17 protein-coding genes and 1 pseudogene are annotated in these 21478 nt (G+C 71.4%); 10 read left to right on the top strand and 8 right to left on the bottom strand.

Annotation, left to right across the window (positions count from 1 at the left end; all coding sequences use genetic code 11):
• Nucleotides 1–277: 277 nt before the first annotated feature.
• Complete coding sequence (locus ABT085_RS24600; RefSeq protein ID WP_351611790.1) at nt 278–2869, top strand: cellulase family glycosylhydrolase; 2592 nt, start codon at nt 278–280, stop codon at nt 2867–2869.
• Between the two features lie 115 nt (nt 2870–2984).
• Nucleotides 2985–3803 (top strand): cytochrome c oxidase subunit Vb family protein, encoded by an 819-nt coding sequence (locus ABT085_RS24595; RefSeq protein WP_351611786.1) that lies wholly within the window; start codon nt 2985–2987, stop codon nt 3801–3803.
• Nucleotides 3804–3842: 39 nt separating this feature from the next.
• Here the strand turns inward: ABT085_RS24595 and ABT085_RS24590 are convergent, their stop codons facing one another.
• Both ABT085_RS24590 and eno read right to left on the bottom strand, forming a co-directional pair.
• Nucleotides 3843–4415, bottom strand: a complete 573-nt coding sequence (locus ABT085_RS24590; protein WP_351611783.1) for a dihydrofolate reductase family protein — start codon at nt 4413–4415, stop codon at nt 3843–3845.
• Nucleotides 4416–4632: 217 nt separating this feature from the next.
• A complete protein-coding gene (eno, locus tag ABT085_RS24585; protein WP_502982799.1) occupies nt 4633–5931 on the bottom strand; it encodes a phosphopyruvate hydratase in 1299 nt (432 codons plus the stop codon).
• A 77-nt stretch (nt 5932–6008) separates the two neighbouring features.
• On the opposite strand from eno, the gene ABT085_RS24580 reads away from it, so the two are divergent.
• The gene (locus ABT085_RS24580) at nt 6009–6875 is read left to right on the top strand and encodes a winged helix-turn-helix transcriptional regulator (RefSeq protein WP_351611777.1); all 867 of its coding nucleotides are present in this window, start codon (nt 6009–6011) and stop codon (nt 6873–6875) included.
• Between the two features lie 82 nt (nt 6876–6957).
• Here the strand turns inward: ABT085_RS24580 and ABT085_RS24575 are convergent, their stop codons facing one another.
• Complete coding sequence (locus tag ABT085_RS24575; RefSeq protein ID WP_351611770.1) at nt 6958–7770, bottom strand: AraC family transcriptional regulator; 813 nt, start codon at nt 7768–7770, stop codon at nt 6958–6960.
• A 100-nt stretch (nt 7771–7870) separates the two neighbouring features.
• Here ABT085_RS24575 and ABT085_RS24570 point away from each other — a divergent pair, with 100 nt between their 5' ends.
• Nucleotides 7871–8692 (top strand): sulfite exporter TauE/SafE family protein, encoded by an 822-nt coding sequence (locus ABT085_RS24570; protein ID WP_351611767.1) that lies wholly within the window; start codon nt 7871–7873, stop codon nt 8690–8692.
• Between the two features lie 120 nt (nt 8693–8812).
• On the opposite strand, the gene ABT085_RS24565 is transcribed toward ABT085_RS24570, so the two are convergent.
• On the bottom strand, nt 8813–9049 hold the full coding sequence (locus ABT085_RS24565; protein ID WP_351611793.1) for a twin-arginine translocase TatA/TatE family subunit: 237 nt from the start codon (nt 9047–9049) through the stop codon (nt 8813–8815).
• A 278-nt stretch (nt 9050–9327) separates the two neighbouring features.
• Here ABT085_RS24565 and ABT085_RS24560 point away from each other — a divergent pair, with 278 nt between their 5' ends.
• Both ABT085_RS24560 and ABT085_RS24555 read left to right on the top strand, forming a co-directional pair.
• Nucleotides 9328–9669, top strand: a complete 342-nt coding sequence (locus tag ABT085_RS24560; protein WP_351611764.1) for a DUF4190 domain-containing protein — start codon at nt 9328–9330, stop codon at nt 9667–9669.
• Nucleotides 9670–10086: 417 nt separating this feature from the next.
• Nucleotides 10087–13839, top strand: coding sequence for a family 78 glycoside hydrolase catalytic domain (locus tag ABT085_RS24555; RefSeq protein ID WP_351611762.1), 3753 nt, complete (start codon nt 10087–10089; stop codon nt 13837–13839).
• 134 nt (nt 13840–13973) lie between these two features.
• Here the strand turns inward: ABT085_RS24555 and ABT085_RS24550 are convergent, their stop codons facing one another.
• On the bottom strand, nt 13974–15191 hold the full coding sequence (locus ABT085_RS24550) for a glycoside hydrolase family 3 N-terminal domain-containing protein (protein WP_351611760.1): 1218 nt from the start codon (nt 15189–15191) through the stop codon (nt 13974–13976).
• Nucleotides 15192–15713: 522 nt separating this feature from the next.
• Here ABT085_RS24550 and ABT085_RS24545 point away from each other — a divergent pair.
• Nucleotides 15714–17612 (top strand): FHA domain-containing protein, encoded by a 1899-nt coding sequence (locus tag ABT085_RS24545; RefSeq protein WP_351611757.1) that lies wholly within the window; start codon nt 15714–15716, stop codon nt 17610–17612.
• 94 nt (nt 17613–17706) lie between these two features.
• Here the strand turns inward: ABT085_RS24545 and ABT085_RS24540 are convergent, their stop codons facing one another.
• The 3 genes from ABT085_RS24540 to ABT085_RS24530 form a co-directional block, all read right to left on the bottom strand.
• Nucleotides 17707–18378: a maltokinase N-terminal cap-like domain-containing protein gene (locus ABT085_RS24540; protein ID WP_351611754.1), complete on the bottom strand. Its 672-nt coding sequence runs from the start codon at nt 18376–18378 to the stop codon at nt 17707–17709.
• A gap of 105 nt (nt 18379–18483) precedes the next feature.
• Nucleotides 18484–18900: an MmcQ/YjbR family DNA-binding protein gene (locus tag ABT085_RS24535; protein WP_351611750.1), complete on the bottom strand. Its 417-nt coding sequence runs from the start codon at nt 18898–18900 to the stop codon at nt 18484–18486.
• Between the two features lie 50 nt (nt 18901–18950).
• On the bottom strand, nt 18951–19760 hold the full coding sequence (locus ABT085_RS24530; protein ID WP_351611748.1) for a DUF6461 domain-containing protein: 810 nt from the start codon (nt 19758–19760) through the stop codon (nt 18951–18953).
• Between the two features lie 198 nt (nt 19761–19958).
• Between ABT085_RS24530 and ABT085_RS24525 the strand changes: the two genes are divergently transcribed.
• The 3 genes and pseudogenes from ABT085_RS24525 to ABT085_RS24515 form a co-directional block, all read left to right on the top strand.
• Entirely contained in the window at nt 19959–20573 is a 615-nt protein-coding gene (locus ABT085_RS24525; RefSeq protein WP_351611745.1) for a DUF1326 domain-containing protein, read from the top strand.
• Complete coding sequence (locus ABT085_RS24520) at nt 20570–21328, top strand: DUF2182 domain-containing protein (protein WP_351611742.1); 759 nt, start codon at nt 20570–20572, stop codon at nt 21326–21328. The genes ABT085_RS24525 and ABT085_RS24520 overlap by 4 nt, the downstream gene beginning before the upstream one ends.
• A gap of 47 nt (nt 21329–21375) precedes the next feature.
• A pseudogene (locus tag ABT085_RS24515) lies at nt 21376–21478 on the top strand (RNA polymerase subunit sigma-70); the annotation flags it as partial.

Below are 21478 nucleotides of genomic sequence, written 5' to 3'. Positions count from 1 at the left end.
CTGGCACAGCGCGAAGAAACAGGAAGCCACGGACTCCCGACCGGAAACCGTGCCGCGTAGCGGCACGGCAACCAGTCCGGGAAGGCCAGAATCCTCGCCCTTCAGGGCGAGGAGCATGTCAAACGCCCCGATCCGCGCACGCGCGGCCCGCCCCTCAGGGGTCGGCGGCAACCAGGAGCCGCAGCGACCTCCGGACCTGCCGGGGCGCCGGATGCCGGGAGAAATTCCTGCTCACAGGCCTTCCACAGGCCTCGGAGCTGCTCTATCTTCTCCATCCATGCTCGATGATCAGCGTGGCGGCCGTCGGCTCGCCCGCATCGCGTCCCTCACCACCGCGGTCGTACTCGCGGTGCTGTGTGCTGCCCTCGGCCATGTCGACGGGACCGGACTGTTCGCCCCCGAGAACTGGCCGGACGCGGGTTTCGTACCGGGCAACGCCACAAGTCCCGCCTGGGCCACGGTGGTGTTCCTGCCTCTGCTGATCGGTGGCAGCGCGTTGGCCGTCCACCGGGTGGTGCGCGCCGCCGCTCCCCGGGCGCGGGCGCGATGGGTCCTCGGCGCGGTCTGGTCGAGTCTGGTCCTGGTGGCGTTCCTGGCCAAGCTGGCCTACAGCGTGCTGCTGCTCGTGGTCGCCGGCCCGGACGGACTGCACCTGCTTCCGACGCTCGGGTCGCTGTCGGCCGAGTGCGGTCTGACCGGCGCGAAGTACGCCGCTTTCGGGCCGTTGGTGGCGGGCCCGGCGGCGTCGGCGTACCGGATCGGTGTGTGGCGCCTGCGCCGCAGGGCCGTCGAGGGCGTCGAGACCGGTGAGACCGTCGAGGTCGCTGAGCGCGCCGCGGCGGACCCGGCCGTCGGCATCAACCAGATCGCCGGGTTCGCCTGGCTGCCCGCCGGTGTCGCCGTGGCGCTCCAGACGGGCGCCGGTGTGTTCGCCTGGGCCGCCGGTCCGATACCGGGCGGCCGCGCCGTGGCGACGCTGGTCGCCGGGGGCGTGGCGGCGTTCGCCGGTCTCGCGCTCTGGCGCCGGGTGGTGTCGCCCGGACTGTCCCGGGCCCGTACCGGGGTGACGCTGTGGTCGCTCGCGACGACGCTCACCGCGGCGGGCGTTCTCGGCTTCGTGCCGCTGTGGGTGCTCGACGGGGGCCTGAACGGTTTCGGCGGGGCGCTGTTCCCGGTCGCCTCCGCGCTCGTGCGGGTCGCGGAGGGTGTGACCGCAGGCGTGTGCGCGGGCGTCGTGGGCGTCCCCTGGGCCGCGGAGCTGGCATGGCGGCACCGGACGGCGCCCTCGGCCGAACGCGGCCGTCTCGCCCACGCCGCCCGGTGGGCGCCGCCCGTCGCGGTCGCCGCCGTGCTGGCGCTCGCCACCGGCACCCTGCCGTCGTCGGGCACGACGGCCACACCGATGGCCCTCGTCGACGCGCGCACGCAGGCCGCAGGCCGCGACCTGAACGGACTGCTGCCGCTCACCGTCCTGCGCCGGGACGGACAGCCTCCGGTGATCGGTGACAGCCAGGGGCGGCAGGTGCTGCTCCGGGGCGTGAACGTGAACCAGCTCATCGACTACGGACAGCCCGACCCGTCCAAGCCCACGGTGTGGCCCCTGGAGGACTCCGACTACGCGCTGATGGCCCGCTACGGGTTCGACGTGCAGCGGCTGGCCCTGTCCTGGTCGGCCCTGGAGCCGGAGCGCGGCGAGTTCGACGAGGCGTACCTCGCACGGGTGCGCACCGCGGTCGACCAGGCCGCCGCCCACGGGATTTACACCGTCCTCGACATCCACCAGGACACCTTCTCGAAGTACGTCACCGCCGAGCCGGGAACGCGCTGCCGCGCCAACGCCTCACCGGAGTTCGGCAACGACGGCGCACCCGAGTGGGCGACCCGCACCGACGGCGCCCGGGCCTGCGGCTTCCTCGGCCGCGACCTCGCGCCCAATGTGCAGCAGGCGTTCACCAACCTCTACGACAACACCGACGGCATCGGCACCGGGTTCGCCCGCACCTGGGGCCGTCTCGCCGAGGCCTTCGCGGACGAGCCCGCCGTCGCCGGCTACGACCTGCTCAACGAGCCAGGCCCGGGCAACGCTCCGGGCGTCACCTCCTCGCTCCTGCTCGGACGCCTGTACCAGCAGGCGATCACCTCGATCCGGGCCGCGGAGGCGAAGAATCCCGACGGCTTCCACCACCTGGTGTTCTTCGAACCGTCGATCCTCTGGTCGGGCCTGGGCTTCGACACCACCCCGCCGGCCGGGTTCGCCGACGACCCGCTGCTCGTCTTCTCGCCGCACCTCTACAGCGAGTCGATCACCATGGACCAGGGACTGGGCGTCACCCTGACCTCGATCGAGCAGGGCTACACCACCGCCGAGCGCACCGCACGGGCGTACGGGGCTCCGCTGTGGTCGGGCGAGTGGGGATGGTTCGGGGAGCCCGAGGACTTCCGCTCGCGCTTCGAGCGGTTCCTGGAACGGCAGAACACCGACATGCTGGGCTCGGCGATCTGGGTGTGGAAGAAGGCCTGCGGCGACCCGCAGAACGACCCCGCGGCCACCACCTCGGGCGGCGGCGTCGTGCTGTACACCTGCCCCGACGGCAAGCCGCTGCCGAGCCCGGCCTTCGAGACCACGGCGCTGTCCCAGGCGTACCCGCGCAGCGCTCCCGGCCGGCTGACCTCCCTGAAGTCCTCAGTGACCGACCGGGACCTGCGGCTGTCGGGCACCGGGGCGGGCGTCCTGGACGTGTGGATCCCCGGCGCGAGCCGCCCGGCGACCGAGGTACGCGGCCTCACCGGCGTACAGCTGTCGACCCGGCCCGGCGGCTGGCGCCTGACCGCCCACGCGACCGGCCCGTACACCCTCCACGTCACCTAGGGCCTGTTCGGCGGCGGGGGACGGAGGGGTACGGGGGAGTGCCGAGCCGTGCGCCGGGTGCCGCCGTGGGCGAATTCCGGCGACAGCGGCCTGTGTTCACGGCAGGATCGCGCAGGTGGACACTCCTCGGCCGACGTCCGGCCCCCCGCCGCTGCCGCTGCCGGACCCGCGCTCCCGCAACGTCGCGCCCGACTACTCGGGCATGCACGGCCTGGTCGCCGGGCTCGTGCTGCCCGGTGCCGCGTCCATGCCGGTCAAGAGCGCCTTGGAGACCTCCCGGGAGCTCATCCGCCACTCCTACTACCGGTACGAGTTCGCCACCGTCGCCGTCACGCATGCCCTCTACGCCCTGGAGCAGGTCCTCGCCGAGCGGCTGGCCTCCGACGCGTCACCGGAGGACCTGATCGGGCGGGCGGCCGCCGAGGGGCTCGTCGATGCCGAGAGAGCCGCCGGCCTCGAACGCTGCCGCGCGCTGCGCGACAGGATCGCGCGAGGTGCGGCGACCAGTGGCGCGGTCACTCCGGAGGGGGCCCTGATCATGGTGCGCACCCTCTTCGACACCGTCGACCTGCTCCTCCGTCCGTCTGTCACGGCGGAGCCGACACCCTGCGACACGGGCGGGGCACGACACGACGACCGGCTCGCCGTGCTCTGGGAGGCGCACCGGCGTGCGCCCTACCCCGAGAGCTTCCGCGGCGTCGACATCGACGGCGTCGAGCTGATTCTGGTGGACGCCGATGTCGCCGGTCTCGTCCAGAGGGAACTGGACGGCGGACTCGACGACCGCTCCAGCGCATATCTCTGGGCGTGCATCGCCGACCTCGACAAGGTCGTTCCGCTGATCAACGAGGAGTACTGCGTCTCCTACTTCGCCGGACTCGCGGTGCTGGCCAGGCTCGCGGTGGCCCGGTACCTGCCCGCCGCGACGGACTGACGGCCGCGCGGTGACGGCCCCGACGGCCCCGCCGTGCCGTCAGCGGACCACGTCGAAGACCTGCTTCTGGACTCCGTTGGCGTAGACCTCGTGCTCGACGAGCTTCAGCTTCTGGGTGTCCTTGTCCGTGGTGCTGAACATTCGCTTGCCCGCACCGAGCAGCAGCGGGAAGACGAGCAGGTGGTAGCGGTCGATCAGGCCCGCGTCCGAGAGGGCGTGGTTGAGGGAGGCGCTGCCGTGGACGATGATCGGGCCGCCCTCGGTCTCCTTGAGGGCGGCGACCTCGTCGAGTGAGCGCAGGACGGTGGTCTCGCCCCAGCCGGACACGAGCTTGTCCTCGGTGAGGGTGGTGGAGACGACGTACTTCGGCATCGCGTTGTAGTGAGCGAACTCGGCCATGTCGGGCCATACGGGGCTGAAGCCCTCGTAGCTGCCCCGGCCCATCAGCATCGCGGTGGACTCCAGCTGTTCCCGCCCCTTGATCTCGAGCGCCTCGGCGGCGAACTCGACCCCCTTGAAGACCCAGCCGGAGTTCCGGTAACCGGGTTCGCCGCCCGGGGCCTCCACGACGCCGTCGAGCGAGACGAAGGCCGTGCTGATCAAGGTGCGCATGAGAGATTCCCTCGGTTTTGGGGTGGGGGTCCTGCCGCGGAGATGTCCGGCTGCCCCTCCAGCATGCGTCCGACAGAATCGGTTGTCAAGAAAAGAAAAGTTGTCGGTGTGCGCCGACGCCGGCCACGCGCCTCGTCCGGTGCACCGTCCACCGTCGCGGAAACAGTTCGGCCCGCCGGGTGTCCGGCGGGCCGAGGTGTGCGGCAGGGGAGGGCGGTTATCGGCGCAGGCCCAGGAACTCCCGGCCCGCGTACCGCGCCTTACTGCCCAACTCCTCCTCGATGCGCAGGAGTTGGTTGTACTTGGCGGTACGGTCGGAGCGGGACAGTGATCCGGTCTTGATCTGACCGCAGCCGGTGGCGACGGCCAGGTCGGCGATCGTGGTGTCCTCGGTCTCGCCGGAGCGGTGGGACATCACGACCGTGTAGCCGGCGCGGTGCGCGGTGGAGACGGTGGCCAGCGTCTCGGTGAGGGTGCCGATCTGGTTGACCTTGACCAGGATCGAGTTGGCGACGCCGTCACGGATCCCGGCGCGCAGCAGGGTCTCGTTGGTGCAGAAGACGTCGTCGCCGGTGAGCTGGCAGCGGTCGCCGAGCCGGGTGGTCAGCTCGCGCCAGCCGTCGTGGTCGTCCTCGGCCATCGGGTCCTCGATGGACGCGACCGGGTAGCGGTCCACGAGGCCGGCGAGGTAGTCGGCGTGCTCGGCGGGCGTACGGCGGACGCCTTCGCCGGTGTAGTCGTAGACGCCGTCGCGGAAGAACTCCGACGTGGCCGGGTCCATGACGAGGGTGATGTCGGTGCCCGGCTTGTAACCGGTCTGTTCGATGGCCCGGACGACGAAGTCCAGCGCCTCCTCGGCCGTGCGCAGGTCGGGGGCGAAGCCGCCCTCGTCGCCGACGTTCACGCTGTGGCCGGCGGCGACGAGGTTGCCGCGCAGGGTGTGGAAGACCTCCGAGCCCATCCGGACGGCCTCGGCGAAGGTCGCCGCGCCGATGGGGGCGATCATGAACTCCTGGAAGTCCAGCGGATTGTCCGCGTGGGCACCGCCGTTGACGATGTTCATCATCGGCACCGGCAGCAGCCGGGCGTCCACCCCGCCGACGTAGCGGTACAGCGGCAGGTGGTGCGAGGCCGCGGCGGCCTTGGCGGTGGCCAGGGAGACGCCGAGCAGGGCGTTGGCGCCCAGCCGCGCCTTGGTGTCGGTGCCGTCCAGCTCGATCACGGTGCGGTCGACGGTCGCCTGATCGTCGGCGTCGAGTCCGTTCACGGCGTCCGCGATGGTCTCGTTCACGGCGTCCACCGCGCGCTGTACGCCCTTGCCGTGGAACCGGGCCGGATCCCCGTCCCGCAGTTCGACCGCCTCGCGGGCCCCGGTGGAGGCGCCCGACGGGACGGCCGCCCGGCCGCGTGATCCGTCCCTGAGTTCCACGTCGACCTCGACGGTCGGATTGCCCCGGCTGTCGATGATCTCCCGTGCGACGACCCGGCTGATGACGGTCACGGTGCAACTCCTCATGCTGGGCCCGCCTGACGCGGGCGGAAAGTTTTCTCCAGAAACAAAGTGAGTCCCGAAAAGGAACTTACTATGGGCGCATGAGGATGCACAACGCGGACGAGAACTGCGGCATCGCGCAGGCCGCCCTGGTCCTGGGGGACTGGTGGAACGTACTCGTGCTGCGCGAAGTCGCCGGCGGACACGTCCGTTTCGACGCGCTGGCCGCCGAGATCGGCCTGTCGCGCAAGGTTCTGACGGAGCGTCTGGGGCGTCTCGTCGCCCACGGCGTCCTGCGCCGCAGCCTGTACCAACGGCGCCCGGTGCGCTACGAGTACCTGCTCACCGACGCCGGTGCGGCCCTGCTGCCGCTGCTCGTGGCGATGCAGGACTGGGGCGACCGGTGGGTGCTGGGCGACGGGACTCTCACCGCGACCGTGCAGGAGGGCGGCGCCGAACACGCCCGGGTCCACGCCCTGGTCGGCACCAGGCTGCCCGACGGCCTGGTGCTGCCCGGCACGCACGGTGCCGACCTCCCGTTGGTGTCCCCGCAGGCCGCGGCGACCGTGCTGTTCACCTGTCCGGGCACACGGGTGGAGTGGGACGAGGAGATTCCCGGAGCCGTCGGCTGCGGGCCGGAGTACCGGCTCTTCCGTGACGCCTGGCCCGACTTCCGCGAGGCGGGGGTGGACGTGCGCGGGGTCAGTACCCAACCCGTGCACGAGCAGCTGGAGTTCGCCCGAACGGAGGACATCCCGTACGCCCTTCACTCGGATGCGGCCCATCAACTGGCGGCTGCGCTGCGGCTGCCCACCTTCCGTGGCGCCGGCCGCCTGTGCCACAAGCGTCTGATCCTGGTCGTCGACGCCGAACGCGTCGTACGGCATGTGCTGTTCCCGGTCGACGACATCCCGCACGCGATCGCCGAGAGCCTGCGCCATGCCACCGGCCTCACCCGCGCGACCTGAACGGAGTCCGGCTCCCGGCTGCGGCTCCCGGTGTCCAGGATCTCGACGCCGATTGCGGCGAGTGCGGACGGCGCCGAGTCCGTCACCGGGACCCGGAGTCCCGCGCCGGTGCGGCGGCGGAATCCGGGTCCGGTGCGTTCCGGTACGCCGTCGGCGGCCGGCCGAGGAGCCTGCCGAACGCGGAGGTGTAGGCAGCGGGGTTGTCGTAGCCGAGCAGGGCCGCGATGCGCGCGACGGGCAGGCCGGCGGCGAGATGGTGCAAGGAGTGCAGCACGCAGGCGCGTTGTCGCCACTGCGAGAAGCTCAGACCGGTGCCGCGCCGGAACAGACGGGCCAGTGTGCGTTCGCTGATGTGGAGTTCCCCGCACCAACGGGCGGGCGGGTCGTGGATGTCCGGCTGCCGGAGGAACGCCTCGCACAGGCCGCGCAGCCGCGGATCGGAGGGCAACGGCAGGTCGAGGGGGAGTGGGGCGAGGCTGCGCAGCTCGTGGAGGATCAGGGCGACGACGGCCGCGTCGCGGCTGTGCTCGGCGTAGCGCGGCTCCATCTCGACCGCTTCCAGGATCAGCGCCCGCAGCAGGGCGGAGACGTCGACGGCCCGGCAGCGGGACGGGAACCACGGTACGGCGGCCGGTTCGATGTACAGGCTGCGGGTGCTCACGTCCGTCAGCGTGACCTGATGTCCCGTCATGGGCGGGATGAGCACGGCGCGCGCGGTGGGGATCGTCCAGCTGCCGTCCGCCGTCTCGACCCGCATGCTGCCGGTGGCCGCGTACAGGACCTGGGCGCGGCGGTGTTCGTGCCGGGCGAGCAGATGGTCACGGGGGTAGTCGGTGCCGATGGCCAGCACCGCGCGATCGAGGTCGTCCACCTCCGCGAGCGGGATGTTGCGCATGGCGCGAGGGTATGCGGATCCGCGCGACCTGTCTGCTTCGCGTAGGAAGTCGGCAGTTCGTCGATTGCCCGCCAAGGCGGATGATCTTTAGCGTCGGACCGTGCTGACCTCCCTCTCCCTCCTCGTGTCCCTCGGATGCCTGACCGGCATCACGACCGTGCTCTTCGGCTTCGGCGGCGGATTCGTCACGGTCCCCGTCGTCTACGGCGTCCTGACCGTGGCGGCCGATCCGGGGAGTCCGGGCAGGGACACCGACGCCATGCACGTGGCCGTGGCGACCTCGGCGGCGGTCATGGTCGTCAACGCCGCCGCGGCCGCGCTGGCCCAATGGCGGCAGGGTCGGCTGCACCGCGCCTACATCTGGCCGCTGGCCGCGTTCATCGCGGTCGGCGCCGTCGGCGGAGCCTTCGTGGCCACCCTCGTCGGCGGTACGGCGCTGCGTCTGCTGTTCGCCGTCTACCTGCTGGTGACGATCGCCGACAGTGTGCTGAGGAAGGGCTTCCTGTCCGTGACGGATCAGGCCCGCCCGAAGGCGCTGGGGAGGCGCACCGTCACCCTCGGCGGTGTCGGCATCGGGCTGGTCGCGGCCGGTCTGGGCGTGGGCGGCAGCGTCATGACGGTTCCGCTGCTGCGCCGCAGAGGCCTGCCCATGGCCGAGGCGACCGCCCTGGCCAACCCGCTCAGCGTCCCCGTCGCCCTGGCCGCGAGCCTCGTCTACGCGCTCGCTCCCGCGATGCCCGCCGGTCCGGGGCGACTCGGGTACGTGGATCTCCCCTCGGCCGCCGCCCTGCTCCTCGGATCACTGCCCGCCATCGCCGTGGCGAGGCGGGTCACCGGCCGGGTCCCGGACCGCGTTCATTCTGTCGCCTACGTCGCTCTGCTCGTGGTCGTGCTGGTCGTGATGGTGGGCATGAGGCCGTGACCCTCGCCGGGTTCCGGCCGGGACCCGGGAAGGGGGCGGCCCTTGTCCATGCCCATGCCCACGGACCGCGCCCGTGCCTTCGACGGACCGCGCCCGTGCCTTCAGGAGACGCCCGTGCCGTCAGGAGAGGGGATTACCGTCCCGATCGACGATCTTGCCGGAGACCGCGTTGCCGGAAGCCGCATGGCCGGATCCGGCTGCTCCACCCGGATCGTCCTGCTCCTTGAACGCCTTGGCCTCGCTCTTGAAGATCCGCGCGGCCTTGCCCGCGGACCGCGTCAGCTCGGGCAGCTTCTTGACCCCCAGGACCGCGACGACCACGACGAGTATCACCGCGAGCTCACTCAAGCCGAACATCAGGTCTGCCTTCCCCAGCACGATCTACAGTCCTGTAGAAGTCTCCCCTGTGGAGTGATCGACTGGCAAGCCGGTCTTCCGGTCGGGGGTGGCCGGAAAGCGCCCCGGGAGGGGGAGTCGGGGCGGCAGCCGACCAGGGGCGGCGGCACATCGGACCGGCACGCGCCACCGTGGCTCCCCAGGTCTCGGACTCCCCCGAACCCGAACGTGATCTCATCCGGACCAGGCCCCGAACCGGCCCCGTGGACGCCCCTGCCGTGTCGGTTATCGTTCGGATCATGAGCGCCCCGCCCCGGACGGTCGACCGGACCCGTAACAAGCCCGCCGTCGTCAGCGTGTATGCCGCCGTGGCCGGCGTGGTCTATGCGAGCGGTTCCGTCATGGGCGGCTGGCTCACCGTGACGTACTCGGCGGCGATTCTGGGCCTGTTGATCGTCTGCGCATTTGTCGCCATCGTTTCCGGGCACTTGGGGCGCCGTCGCGCCAAGAAGCATGGAGCGGAGGGGCGTTGGCTGTCGCTGGCGGCCATCGTGGTGGGCTGGCTGTGCATCCTGTACGCGGTGCTGGTCGACCTCTTGCTCCTGGGGATGGTCGCGGGGCTGGCCGTGCTGTTCGGCTAGGGCCTGTCCGGCGGATCAAGTCGCAGGAAAGCTGCGGTGCCGTATCGGCCCGGGTGTGCGCAACGGACCCCGCGTCTGCGGCATGATCCGCCGGACAGGCCCGGCGCTCTGTGTGCCTGCCCTGGGTTCGACGCCGTGTCCGGCGGCAGGGGTGCGGGTGTGTGGTGCCGTGTCGAATGCCGTGTCGAATGGCGCGTCGAATGGCGCGTCGAACCTATTGACCCCCTCCGGCAACGCTCATATGGTGCGACCGCATCGATGAATTGAATCGTTTCAATCCCGTTGCCTCCACCGTGCGCACGCGCTCCTCGGATCGACGACCACCGCGCCTGCGCCGGGACCGGCCCATGCGTTCGTGTCCGCCGCACTGCCGAGCCGTTCTGCTTCGCCCGACCACGTGTGTGAAGGAGTACTCCGTTGGTCAGTCACCTCACCCCCCACGGTGCCGACTCGCCCACCCCCCGCCGCCAACCCCCGCTCAGCCGACGCCACTTCCTCGGCGCCGGATCGGCGCTGGCCGCGGGCGCCCTCGCCGCGGGTGCCGTCGGCGCCCTGCCCGCCCGGGCGCAGGCGGCCACCGGCACACCTCAGGTGCCGCCCGTCGAGCTCTCCCCGGCGCACTGGATCTGGTATCCGGAAGGCGATCCGCGCACCGACGCCCCCTCGGGACACCGGTACTTCCGTGCCGGGTTCACCGTCGCCGAAGGCGACGTGAGCGACGCGCAGCTCGTCGTCACGGGCGACGACACGATCGACGTATGGCTGAACGGGAAGCCGCTGGCGGCATCGCCCAGAGTCGTCGACTCCTGGCGCAGGGCCCTCTACGTGGACCTGCGCCCCGCTGTGCGGGCCGGAGCCAACACGCTTGCGCTCGCCTGCCGCAACCAGGGCGGACCCGCCGGCGTCATCGGGCGCGTACGCGTCCAGACCTCCGGTGGTACGACCGATGTCGTCACCGACGGCACCTGGTCGGCGGGCAAGGACGTGCCCGAGGGCTGGGAGCGGCCCGGCTTCGGCGACGCAAGCTGGCCCGCCGTCCGCGACCTGGGCGCCTACGGTGTGGCCCCTTGGTACCGCGACGTCGCCGCCCCCGACCTCGCCGCCGCGTCGCCGTTGAGCGTGGCCGCCTGCACCGTGGAACGCCGCACGTCCCCGCTGGGTGTCGACAGCGTACGGCCGCGGTTCGGCTGGCGGCTCGACTCGACGGAGCCGCAGCAACGGCAGGCCGCCTACCAGATTCAGGTCTCGGCCGCGGCCGACGGTACCGGCGACGTGTGGGACAGCGGCAGGGTCCCGTCGGACCGGCAGATCGACATCGCCTGTGCCGGACCGGGGCTGGCGAGCCTGACGCGCTACTTCTGGCGGGTGCGCGTCTGGGACACCCAGGGCCGGTCGGGCGCGTGGAGCGCACCGCAGTGGTTCGAGACCGGGCTGCTGGCCGCGGCCGACGAGTGGCGTGCCGCGTTCATCGGGCGGCCCGAGGGCCCGGATCTGTCCGGGGCCGGCTGGATCTGGTACCCCGAGGGCGATCCCGCGGCAGGACGTCCCGTGGAGACCCGCAGCTTCCGGCGGACCTTCACCCTGTCCGGCGCGCCCGCCGCCGCGACCCTGGTCGTCACCGGGGACGACACCGCGGACGTATGGATCAACGGAACCCTGGTGAGCGCCTCGCCGCGGGTGACCGACTCGTGGAAGAGCGCCGCCCTCGTCGATGTCACCGCCCACCTCCTGAGCGGCGGCAACACCATCGCGATCGAGAGCAGCAACACCAGCCAGTCGCCGGCCGCGCTCATCGCCAAGCTGACGGTGACGGGCGGCCCGACCGTCGTCACCGACGCGTCGTGGAAGTCGTACCGGAGCGCTCCGTCGGGCTGGCAGGCCCCCGGGTTCGACGACGGCGACTGGCCCGCCGCACGCGTGGTGGCCTCGTACGGAACCGGTCCCTGGGGGTCCGGTGTGCGCGTCGTCGGACCCGCGCCGCTCCTGCGCAAGCGCTTCACCGTGGGCAGACAGGTGGCCTCCGCCCGGTTGCTGACCACCGCGCTGGGGCTGCACGAGACCCGGCTCAACGGGGCGAAGGTCGGCCGTGACGTGCTGGCCCCCGGGTGGACCGACTACGGCAAACGCCTTCAGTACAAGGTGTTCGACGTGACCTCGGCGATCCGGCAGGGGACCAATGTGCTCGGCGCCTGGCTGGGCAACGGCTGGTACTCCGGCAGTCTGGGCTTCGCCGGCAGCCGGCACTACGGCGACCGGCCGTGGTACGCGGCGCAGTTGCACATCGCCTTCACCGACGGCAGCACCCAACTGGTGACGACGGACGGCAGTTGGAGAGCGGGCACGGGCGCGATCACGGCGGACGACCTGTACCAGGGCGAGACCTACGACGCGCGTCTGCACCTCGACGGCTGGGACGGCCTCGACTTCGACGACAGCGGCTGGGCCGGCGCGGTCGTCCGCGACGGGACCGCACCCCCTCTGGTCGCCCAGGTCGACCACGGTGTGACCGTCCAGCAGGAGTTCCGTGCCGTGTCGATCACGCAGCCGCGGTCAGGGGTGTGGATCTTCGACCTGGGCCAGAACTTCACCGGTTGGTGCCGTCTCGCGGTCCGCGGCGACGCGGGCACCACGGTCACCGTCCGGCACGGCGAGGTCCTGAACGCCGACGGCACGCTCTACACCGCCAACCTGCGAGCGGCCCAGGCCACCGACCGGTTCACCCTCGCCGGGACCGGAGGCGTCGAGACGTACGAGCCCCGGTTCACCGTCCACGGTTTCCGGTACGTCGAACTCACCGGCCTGCCGACCGGGTTCAGCCCGGACGGCGGCACCGTCACAGGACGCGCGGTGTGGACCGATGCCGCGCAGCAGGGCACGTTCGACACCTCCGACGCGTTGATCGACCAGCTTCAGCACAACATCGTCTGGGGCGAGCGCAGCAACATGCTCTCCATCCCGACCGACTGCCCCCAGCGCGACGAGCGCCTGGGATGGACGGGCGACATCGCCGCCTTCTGCGCCACCTCCACCTTCAACCTGGACACCCACGCGTTCCTGGCCAAGTTCGCCGACGACCTGACGGACGCCCAGCAGGCCGACGGCGCCTTCACCGATGTCGCCCCCGCGGTCATCGGCGGTTCCGGCACGGCCGGCTGGGGCGACGCGGGCACGATCGTCCCGTACACGCTGTGGCAGCGCTTCGGTGATCTCGACGTCGTCGACCGGCACTTCCCGGCGATGGCGCGCTGGGTCGACTATCTGCGCGGCACCGCGGGCAGCGACCTGATACGCGACCGGCAGACCTTCGGCGACTGGCTCAACGTCAACGACAACACGGCGCAGGACCTCATCTGCACGGCCTACTTCTCCTGGTCGGCGCGCCTGGTCGGGCGGATGGCGGCGGCCACCGGCCGTACGGCCGAGGCCACTTCATACGGGCGGCTCGCCGACCAGGTGGCGGCGGCCTTCACCGCGCGCTTCGTCGCCGCCGACGGGAGTGTCCGCGGCAACACCCAGACCGGCTATGTGCTGGCCCTGGCCTTCGAGTTGCTGCCTGCGCCCCTGATCCAGCCGGCCGCGGACAAGCTGGCGGCCAAGGTCGCCGCGACGAACGGGCATCTCAGCGTCGGCTTCCTCGGCGTCGAGAACCTGCTGCCCGTGCTGGCCGACCACGGCCACGTCGACACCGCGTACCGGATCCTGCTGCAACGCGGCTTCCCCGGCTGGGGTTACATGATCGATCACGGTGCCACCACCGTCTGGGAGCGCTGGGACGGCATCCGCACCGACGGTTCGTTCAACGACCCGGGCATGAACTCGTTCAACCACTACGGTCTCGGCTCGGTCGGCGACTTCCTCTACCGCCAGGTCGGCGGCCTCGCCCCCGGGAGCCCCGGTTACGCCTCCCTGCGCATCGCACCGCGGCCCGGCGGCGGCCTGACCTCAGCGAACAGCACGTACGAGACGCCTTACGGCAGCGCGTCCAGCAGCTGGTCGATCTCCGCCGGACGACTGGAACTGCGGGTCACCGTGCCCGTCAACACCTGCGCGGCCGTGAACGTCCCCACCTCACGGCCGCAGTCGGTCGTCGCGCCGCCCCAGGCGGTCCCGGTGGGCGAGGCCGGCTACCACCTGCCGGCGGGGACCTACACCTTCACCGCGGCGAGCTGACACCGGCCGCCGGGGGCGGACCCGGGGCGACCCGGGGCGGACCCGGGGCGGGAGCCGGTGCACGGTTCCCGCCCCCGGTTCCCGCCCCCGTCCCCGGCGGGTCCGGGCCGCGCGGTACGCGAGTGCTGTCGAGGTCAGCCGCAGTACAGCAGGCCCGCCTGCTGCTTGGCGGCCAGGACGCGGTGGACGCTCTGGTCCACCTGGGCGCGGAAGGCCGAACTCTGTGTCATCCGGGTCTGTACGGCCTTGGCCATGGCCGGGACCAGGTTCGGTTCGACGGTCAGGACCAGATCCCCGCCCGCGGACAGGAAGTTCAGGGCGCGGTTGCCCGCCGCCACGGACTTCACGGCCACCGCGTTGCCGAGGTCGTCCGAGATCACCACACCCTTGAAGCCCATGGTCTTGCGGAGCAGTCCGTTGATCACGGTGGGGGAGAAGACGGCCTGGTGCTTCGCGTCGATCTTGCTGTACGTGGCCAGCGAGACCATGACGAAAGGCGTACCCGCCTTGATGCCCGCGCTGAACGGAGTGAGGCTCGCGCTCTTGGTCGTCGTCACCGAGTCCACCACGTTCGCCGTGGTGTCGGTGTTGCCCCGGACGTAGCCCAGTCCCGGGAAGTGCTTGAACGTGGTCAGCACCTTGGACTGGGTGAAGCCCGCGGCGAAGGCGACGCTGTGGGAGCTCACGGTCGCGGCGGTGTGGCCGTACTCGCGGCCGTACTTGCCGATCGGCGCGTTGCCGGTGCCCAGGCTGGCCGGGACGACGTCGGCGACGGGCGCGAGGTTCTGGTTCACCCCGGCCGACTTGAGCTGTTTCGCCCACCCGGCGGCCGCGCTGCGAAGCGCCGACGTGGACCATCCTCCCTGCACCAGCGCACTCGGTATGGTCGAGAAACCGGGACCGGACAGCACCTGCACCTTGCCGCCCTCCTGGTCGGTGGAGACCAGCAGGCCCACCCGATGCCCCGACACGGTGTCGGCCTTCGCCTGAAGGCCGTCGGTGAGGGACTTGACCGCCTTCGTGCCGGCGCTGCTGCGCCCCGCCAGGAACACCGACCCGACGTGGTACTGGCGCAGCACCTGGATCCGCTTCTGGTCCGGCTTGGACGCGTTGATGCCGCCCATGAAGAGCTGACCGATCCGCTGCGGCCCCGACATCGCGGTGAAGACCTTGTCGGCGCAGGTCGCAGTCGCGCCGACGGCCGCCGGAGCGGATCCCTCCGGCAGGGTCGCGGCATGTGAGACGCCGGCGCCGCCCAGGCCCGTGGCCGCCAGCGAGAGCGTCAGCAGGGGTACGGGCCAGCGCGCCCGCCCGGCCCGCGGACCGTGCGAAGGTGCCTGCTGCGAAGTCATACGGAGCCCCTTCCGGTACGCCGACGGCGGACCGGGCGCTCGGAGCCCGGCCGCCGCGGGCGGTCACGCAGCCAGTACGTTCAAACGTACATCCATTCGACCGTGTTCGCCCCTGTTGTGCAGGGCGGGGGGGGTGGTCGGAATCGAGCCGGAGACCTGCCCGAAAAGGTCCGGAATCCGCCATTACTCGTCATGATTCGCCGCGACACGCTCGGCCGTGCGTCTGTTGGTGACGCATGTGGTGCAGGATGACCAACTCACCCCTGGTGAGGTCCACTCCGCGGCCGCCGGAAGGCCTCTCCCGAACGGCTGCGGAATCGGGCATGATGAGTCATCTGTACCGGTCAGGCGGCGATACGCTGTCGCCAGAACCGAACCATTCGCAATTCAATTACGTCGAGCGGAAGTTCCTCCGCCCTACCCGTCACACGCTGCCCGGTCCTGCCCGCGCAGCGGTGCGTTCCGGTGGCACCGCGGCAGCGGCAATGTGGTCAACCCTTGGAAGGAAGTGCTGTGGCGCCGGTGCTTGTTGGGCACGAAGGACTGCTGGCCGGAGAACGCATACCGGTGATCGGCACCCGGGTCACCTTCGGACGCAACTCCGAGAACACGGTCGTCATCTCCAGTTTGAGCGTCTCGCGATTCCACGCGGAACTCATCCTCGACGACACCCAGGGCTATGTGCTGCGCGACTGCGGCAGCAGCAACGGAACCCTGGTCAACGGCGAGGAGATCGACTCCCGACTCCTCGCACCCGGTGACGACATCACCATCGGCGACCAGGAGTTCCGCTTCGAGGTCGCGGACGCCATGGAGACCATCATGGCGCTCTCCCTGCCGAGGTCCTTGACCCACGGCGACGAGGAGACCGAACACGGACCCGTGCTGCGGGTCACCATCGCGGGCGGAGGCCCCGTCGGCCTGTCCCTGGCGCTGCTGCTGGAACGTCTCCTCGGCCCCCAGGTCAGCATCACCGTCTACGACGGCCGGTGGCGCAAGCAGGGCCGCAAGATCGTCTGGAAGGACGCGAGCCAGGGCAATGTGCGGCGCCAGCAGGTGGTGACCGTGCAGAGCCGCCAGTACCTGAGCCTGCCCGAGGAGACCCAGGCCCGGCTGTTCGACCCGGACCACTACACCGAGATGTGGCCGTCCGGCCCCGACTCGATCGGCGACCACCACCCGCGCAACATGCGCATCGCCTACATCGAGGACCGGCTGCTGGAGGTGGCGAACGAGAAGCAGGGCCGCATCCGGCTCGTGCCCACCCGGTTCAGCATCGACGAACAGCAGGACGCGCTGGCCGCCCAGCACGTACTGGCGATCTGCGACGGCGGCCGGTCGCACACCCGGGAGCACTTCGCCGCCAAGTTCGGCAAGGCCGACGAGTCCATCTACTCGCTGGACGGCCGCCATCTCCAGGACGTGGTCCTCGGCCTGCGCGTGAAGTCGGGCCTGACCGACCCCATGGCGGTACTGCTGACCGTCGGGCAGAACCGGTTCCTGCTGAACTCCCTGCGCGGCGAGGGCTTCCTCAACATGCGGCTGACGGACGCGGAGGTCGCGGAGGTCGTCGGCATCGACCCGGTGCGCCGTGTCTTCGAGGAGTGCATCGCCTCCCGCCCCTGCCTGATGGCGCGCGACGAGCACGGCGACTTCCAGTGCTCCACGCACAGCACCCTGTTCCTCCCGGCGCTCATCAGGGGCTCGGCCCTGTGGAAGCGGGTGGGCGAGGGACTGCGGCTGTTCGGCGTCGAACCGGAGGACCTGAGCGCGGTCACCTCGTTCCGTCTGGACATGGTGCAACGCCCCCGCTTCACCGCCGAGTTGCTGCCGCCCACCGCCAACACCCCCGGAACGTACGGGTTCCTGCTGGGCGACGCCGCCAACGCCATCCACTTCTGGCCGGGCCGGGGGCTCAACAGCGGCCTGGCCTCCGCGATCTCGCTGGCACGGTCCCTCAACGCGGCCTGGAACGGAAAGCCCTTCCGGGACGCGGACTTCCTGCGTCACGAGGCCGCCATGTCGATGCTCCAGTACCGCCACAAGAGCCGGGCCTGGAAGGCGATGGTGACCACCGACGACCAGGGCGCCACCTGGGCCATCAAGGACATCATCGCGCACGGCATCGACGGGATCGCCGAGGAACCGGACCGCGAGGCGGACACCGCGACGCTCCTGGAACGGCTGCGCGGGATCCGCACCCGGCTGGCGAAGCGCATGCCCGGCATGCCGGACGACGAGGCGATCCTGGAGCGCCTGGGGACCCTGGAGAGCAGCACGCTGCGCATGCTGGTGCTCAGCGGCGCCTGGGACACACTCACCATGGGCGGCGAGGAGGTCGACATCGACATCTTCTACGGTCAGGACTCCGCCGCCGCGGCAGCGGCCGTAGAGGCCCTGGAGCCGGCCACCCAGCTCTGAAGCACGCCGGGCCCGTCGGTGCCCCGGCCCCGTCCTGCCGCAGGCTGCCCGGCCCGCGGCAGGACGGCGTGCAGCGGCAGGACGGCGTGCAGCGTCAGGAGCGGCGGTCGGTGTGCAGGAGTGCGGCGAACAGGCCGCGGGCACGGGTGCCGTCCGGCAGCAACCAGGAGCCCGCCACATGGCCGGCCGCACCGCCCGGCGGGACGGGCGGACCGTCCTGCGGGGCGGGGTGCAGCAGGCGGTGCAGATGCAGCACCGAACCGTGCGGTGCCGACAGTTCGGTCCCGTCCGGACCGTCCTCGGCAGTGGTGAAGTCCGCCGCCTTCAACGGGACTTCGTTCGCGCAGGCGCGCAGGACCTCCCGGTCGGGGGTGTCGCTGGCGTTCTGGTCCTGCGCCTGGGCCCGGCCCTCGATCAGGGCCAGCAACTGGGCGACCAGGACCGGGTCGTGAGCGCCGTCGTAGGCCCAGCGCCGCCCCAGTACCCCGTGCTCCGTGGTGCCGACGAGGGCGTGCTCCGCCCCGTCGAGCGGGGCGCCCCGATAGGTGAGCGGCACCAGATAGGCGGCCGGGTCCGCGGCGGAGGCATCGGTGACCACCAGGAACTCGATCCCCACCTCGCCCTGCGGGTCGTCCAGCCGGAAACCGCCGGCCTTGGCCAGGTCCGGCCCACCCGCGCCGCCGCGGTACCACGGCCGTGCGGGCAGCCAGGAGGCGAGCAGTTCCAGCTTGGTCGGGGTGAGGACGGTGTGGTGGATGACAGCCATGCCGAGTGCATCTCTTCCGGTCTGCGGACGCGAACACCCATACCCTTCCAGCCGTGCCGCACCGACGAGGCGGTTTTCGCACGGCATGATCGGCAGAGGTCGCGCTCAGCCGGCGTCCGTGTCGTTCTCCTCCTGGGGAGCGCCGGCGGATTCGCCGTGCCGTCCCGCAGCCTTCACGTCCAGCCGGGCCAGCCGGTCCGCCGAGAGCCGCTTGGGCACCACCATCGCCCAGGCGGAGACCACCAGTTCGGTCATCTCGTCGTCGTCCAGCGCCGGCAGCCGTACCCGCACCCAGTTGTACCGCTCGTCGGAGGCCGCGGGCATGAAGAACTTCTCCGGTTCCGAGGCGATCAGCGCAAGCCGCTCCTCCCGCGGGAACGCGAACCCCATGGACAACTCGTCCCGGGACAGCGCCACGTAGACGATTCGGTTGACCCGGAACTTGACCTGGTCCCGTACCAGCGCCTCCTCCGTACGCGGCAGGGAGAGCGCCAGTGTCCGGACCTCCTGCGCTGTCGCCATCGTCTGCGTCGTCCTTCCGTGTGCCGGCCCGGGCCGGGACCGTCGCGATGTCAGGGGGCGGGGGGAGGAAACAGCGTACCGGGGATGACCATCGGTGCCTCGGTCTGGGCGCGGGCGCGTTCCATGGCGGCCTCGACGTCCTCGCGGGCGAATTCCCGGTGGAAGCGCTCGCCCCGGGCGTCGGTGATGTCGACGACGACCGTGGTCCACTCCTCGGCGGGCTCCTCCGGCACGAGTCCGAGCCGGTACTCGGCGTCGCGCAGGAGTTCCTCCGTCACCCGCACCCCGGTCAGCCGCTCGGCGAGAGCGAGGACGGCGGCCTTGGCGTCGACATGCACGCCGGTGCCGTCCTCGTCCCGGGTCAGCTCGAAACCGACCTCGAGCAGCAGGGGGTTGAGTTCGTCGGGGCTGCTGCCCTCCCTGAACCAGGGTGACTCGAAGCCGGTGCGGCACTCGCCGTCCGCGTACCAGTGGAAGAAGTCCATGGGCTTGCCCCCGTTGCTGGAGTGCACCACGGCGCATCCGCCCACGGACAGGGCCTCGAGAAAACGTGGCTGCATTCCTGTACCGCTGTCGAACTGCATGACGAGGGTCCAGTCGCCGCCGGCGCCCGGCACGGTGAACGCGCCCGCGAGGAAGGACTCGTTCCAGTAGTCCATCGGATCGAGCAGCTCGTCCTGCTCCTCGATCAGCTCCTCCAGCCCCGCACAGGTGCCCCGCGGTTCCGCACCCATGATCCGCAGCACCTCCTCGGGGGCGACGCCCCGCACCGCGGTCAGGGTGTACCCGGTGTCCATCGCGTGGCGGAACACCGGGGAGGACCGTATCCAGGCGTAGTCGGCCGCAGTCACTGAAGTCATGCGTGACACTCTGCCAGCCACCATCGACAGTGCCCACGGCCTTCCGTCACCCGTACCGGCAGCAGTTGCCCGGCCGGCGCGGATCTGCGCGCCCCGACCGCCGGGAATAGCGTGGTGGGCAGGGGCGCCGGGACGGCCTGCCCGGGCAGGCCCCCGGGGGGGACGCACAACGGGGACATGCGACAGGGAGGAAGAGCCATGTCCTGGAGTCTGAACGGCACGTACCTGGAGAGCTGCAACTGCGACGTGGTGTGTCCCTGCACCACCTCGGGCTTCGCCGCCCCGGCCGACCACGAGCGGTGTCAGGTGACCTTCGCGTTCCATGTGGACGCCGGGAACGTGGACGGCGTGGACGTCTCCGGACACAGCGTCGCCGTCTTCATCGACGCGCCGCAGGCGATGGCCGAGGGCGGCTGGCAGGTGGCCCTGTACGTCGACGCGTCGACCGACGAGGGCCAGGCGCAGGCGCTGGGCAGGATCTTCTCCGGCCAGGCCGGCGGACCGATGGCGGCGCTCACTCCGCTCGTCGGCGAGGTCCTCGGGGTGGAGCGCGTCCCCATCGACTACCGCGACGACGGCCGCCGCCACGCCGTCCGGGTCGGGGACGCCATCGACATCGAGATCGAGGACCAGATCGCCCCGCAGTTCGGCGAGGACGGTCCCGTGATGGGCCTGACCGGCATCTTCCACCCGGCGAACAGCAATCTGACGGTCGCCCGGTCCATCCGTGCCACGGGCGAGGGCGTCTACGGCCGGTCCTGGGACTTCGCCGGCGCCAACGGGCACTCGGCGCCGTTCGCATGGTCCGCTTGAGCAGTGGCCCGGTCACCGTCCGCCGCAGGGCGGGTCCCGCCGCGCTGCTGCTGGTCGCGGCTGCCGCCGCCTGGGTGTGGCTGGTGGCGCGCTGGGGCGGCATGCAGGCGATGTCCGGAACCATGGGCCTGGACCTGGCCGCCTTCCTGGTCGTGTGGACGCTGATGACGGCCGCGATGATGCTGCCCGCCACGGCAGCCGTCGCCGCGCTGTACGCACGTACCATCACCGCCCACCGGGCGCCGCGCATGGCCGTGTTCACCGTCGCCTACCTGCTCGTCTGGACCGCGGCCGGGCTGCCGGCGTACGCGCTGGCCGCCGGTCTCGGCCGGACGGCCGACCTCCCGGCGGCGGCGCGGGCCGCGGTGGCCGCGGCCGTCTTCGCGGTCGGCGGCCTCTACCAGTTCAGCCCCCTCAAGGACCGCTGCCTGGCGAAGTGCCGCTCGCCGCTGGGGCTGATCCTGCGCTACGCCTCGTACCCGCGGACCTCGCGCGATCTGCGGGCCGGAGCCCACCACGGCGCCTTCTGCCTGGGCTGCTGCTGGGCCCTGATGGTGCTGCTGGCGGCCTTCGGGGTGATGAATCTGTGGGCCATGGGGGCGCTGGCCGTCGTGATCACCGCCGAGAAGCTCGCCCCGGCCGGTCACCTGGTGGCCCGGGGCGTGGGGGTCGCCTCGATCGCCCTGGCCGTCGCGGTCTTCTGGTTCCCGGCCCTGGCCCCGGGCCTCACCGGCGGCGGCATGTCCGGGATGTGAGCAGGCGGCCCCCCGAACACAACCCGGGCCGCACTAGGATCCAGCCCATGGCCCTGACCATGAACGACGTGGACCGGTTCGAGGCATCCAGGCCGCGCCTGGAGGCGATCGCCTACCGCCTGCTCGGCTCCGCGAGCGAGGCCGAGGACG

Origin of the sequence: Streptomyces sp. NPDC002265 (genome assembly GCF_040296125.1) — a bacterium.
Taxonomy (GTDB): Bacteria; Actinomycetota; Actinomycetes; order Streptomycetales; family Streptomycetaceae; genus Streptomyces.
This window is presented reverse-complemented; position numbering and strand designations above follow the sequence as displayed.

What these genes read in the sequence shown, in the direction of transcription:
- ABT085_RS24600 (WP_351611790.1), top strand. Translation starts at nt 278, where the DNA reads ATGCTCGATGATCAGCGTGGCGGCCGTCGGCTCGCCCGCATCGCGTCC.
- ABT085_RS24590 (WP_351611783.1), bottom strand. Translation starts at nt 4,415, where the DNA reads ATGCGCACCTTGATCAGCACGGCCTTCGTCTCGCTCGACGGCGTCGTG.
- eno (WP_502982799.1), bottom strand. Translation starts at nt 5,931, where the DNA reads ATGAGGAGTTGCACCGTGACCGTCATCAGCCGGGTCGTCGCACGGGAG.
- ABT085_RS24580 (WP_351611777.1), top strand. Translation starts at nt 6,009, where the DNA reads ATGAGGATGCACAACGCGGACGAGAACTGCGGCATCGCGCAGGCCGCC.
- ABT085_RS24575 (WP_351611770.1), bottom strand. Translation starts at nt 7,770, where the DNA reads ATGCGCAACATCCCGCTCGCGGAGGTGGACGACCTCGATCGCGCGGTG.
- ABT085_RS24565 (WP_351611793.1), bottom strand. Translation starts at nt 9,049, where the DNA reads ATGTTCGGCTTGAGTGAGCTCGCGGTGATACTCGTCGTGGTCGTCGCG.
- ABT085_RS24560 (WP_351611764.1), top strand. Translation starts at nt 9,328, where the DNA reads ATGAGCGCCCCGCCCCGGACGGTCGACCGGACCCGTAACAAGCCCGCC.
- ABT085_RS24550 (WP_351611760.1), bottom strand. Translation starts at nt 15,191, where the DNA reads ATGACTTCGCAGCAGGCACCTTCGCACGGTCCGCGGGCCGGGCGGGCG.
- ABT085_RS24540 (WP_351611754.1), bottom strand. Translation starts at nt 18,378, where the DNA reads ATGGCTGTCATCCACCACACCGTCCTCACCCCGACCAAGCTGGAACTG.
- ABT085_RS24535 (WP_351611750.1), bottom strand. Translation starts at nt 18,900, where the DNA reads ATGGCGACAGCGCAGGAGGTCCGGACACTGGCGCTCTCCCTGCCGCGT.
- ABT085_RS24530 (WP_351611748.1), bottom strand. Translation starts at nt 19,760, where the DNA reads ATGACTTCAGTGACTGCGGCCGACTACGCCTGGATACGGTCCTCCCCG.
- ABT085_RS24525 (WP_351611745.1), top strand. Translation starts at nt 19,959, where the DNA reads ATGTCCTGGAGTCTGAACGGCACGTACCTGGAGAGCTGCAACTGCGAC.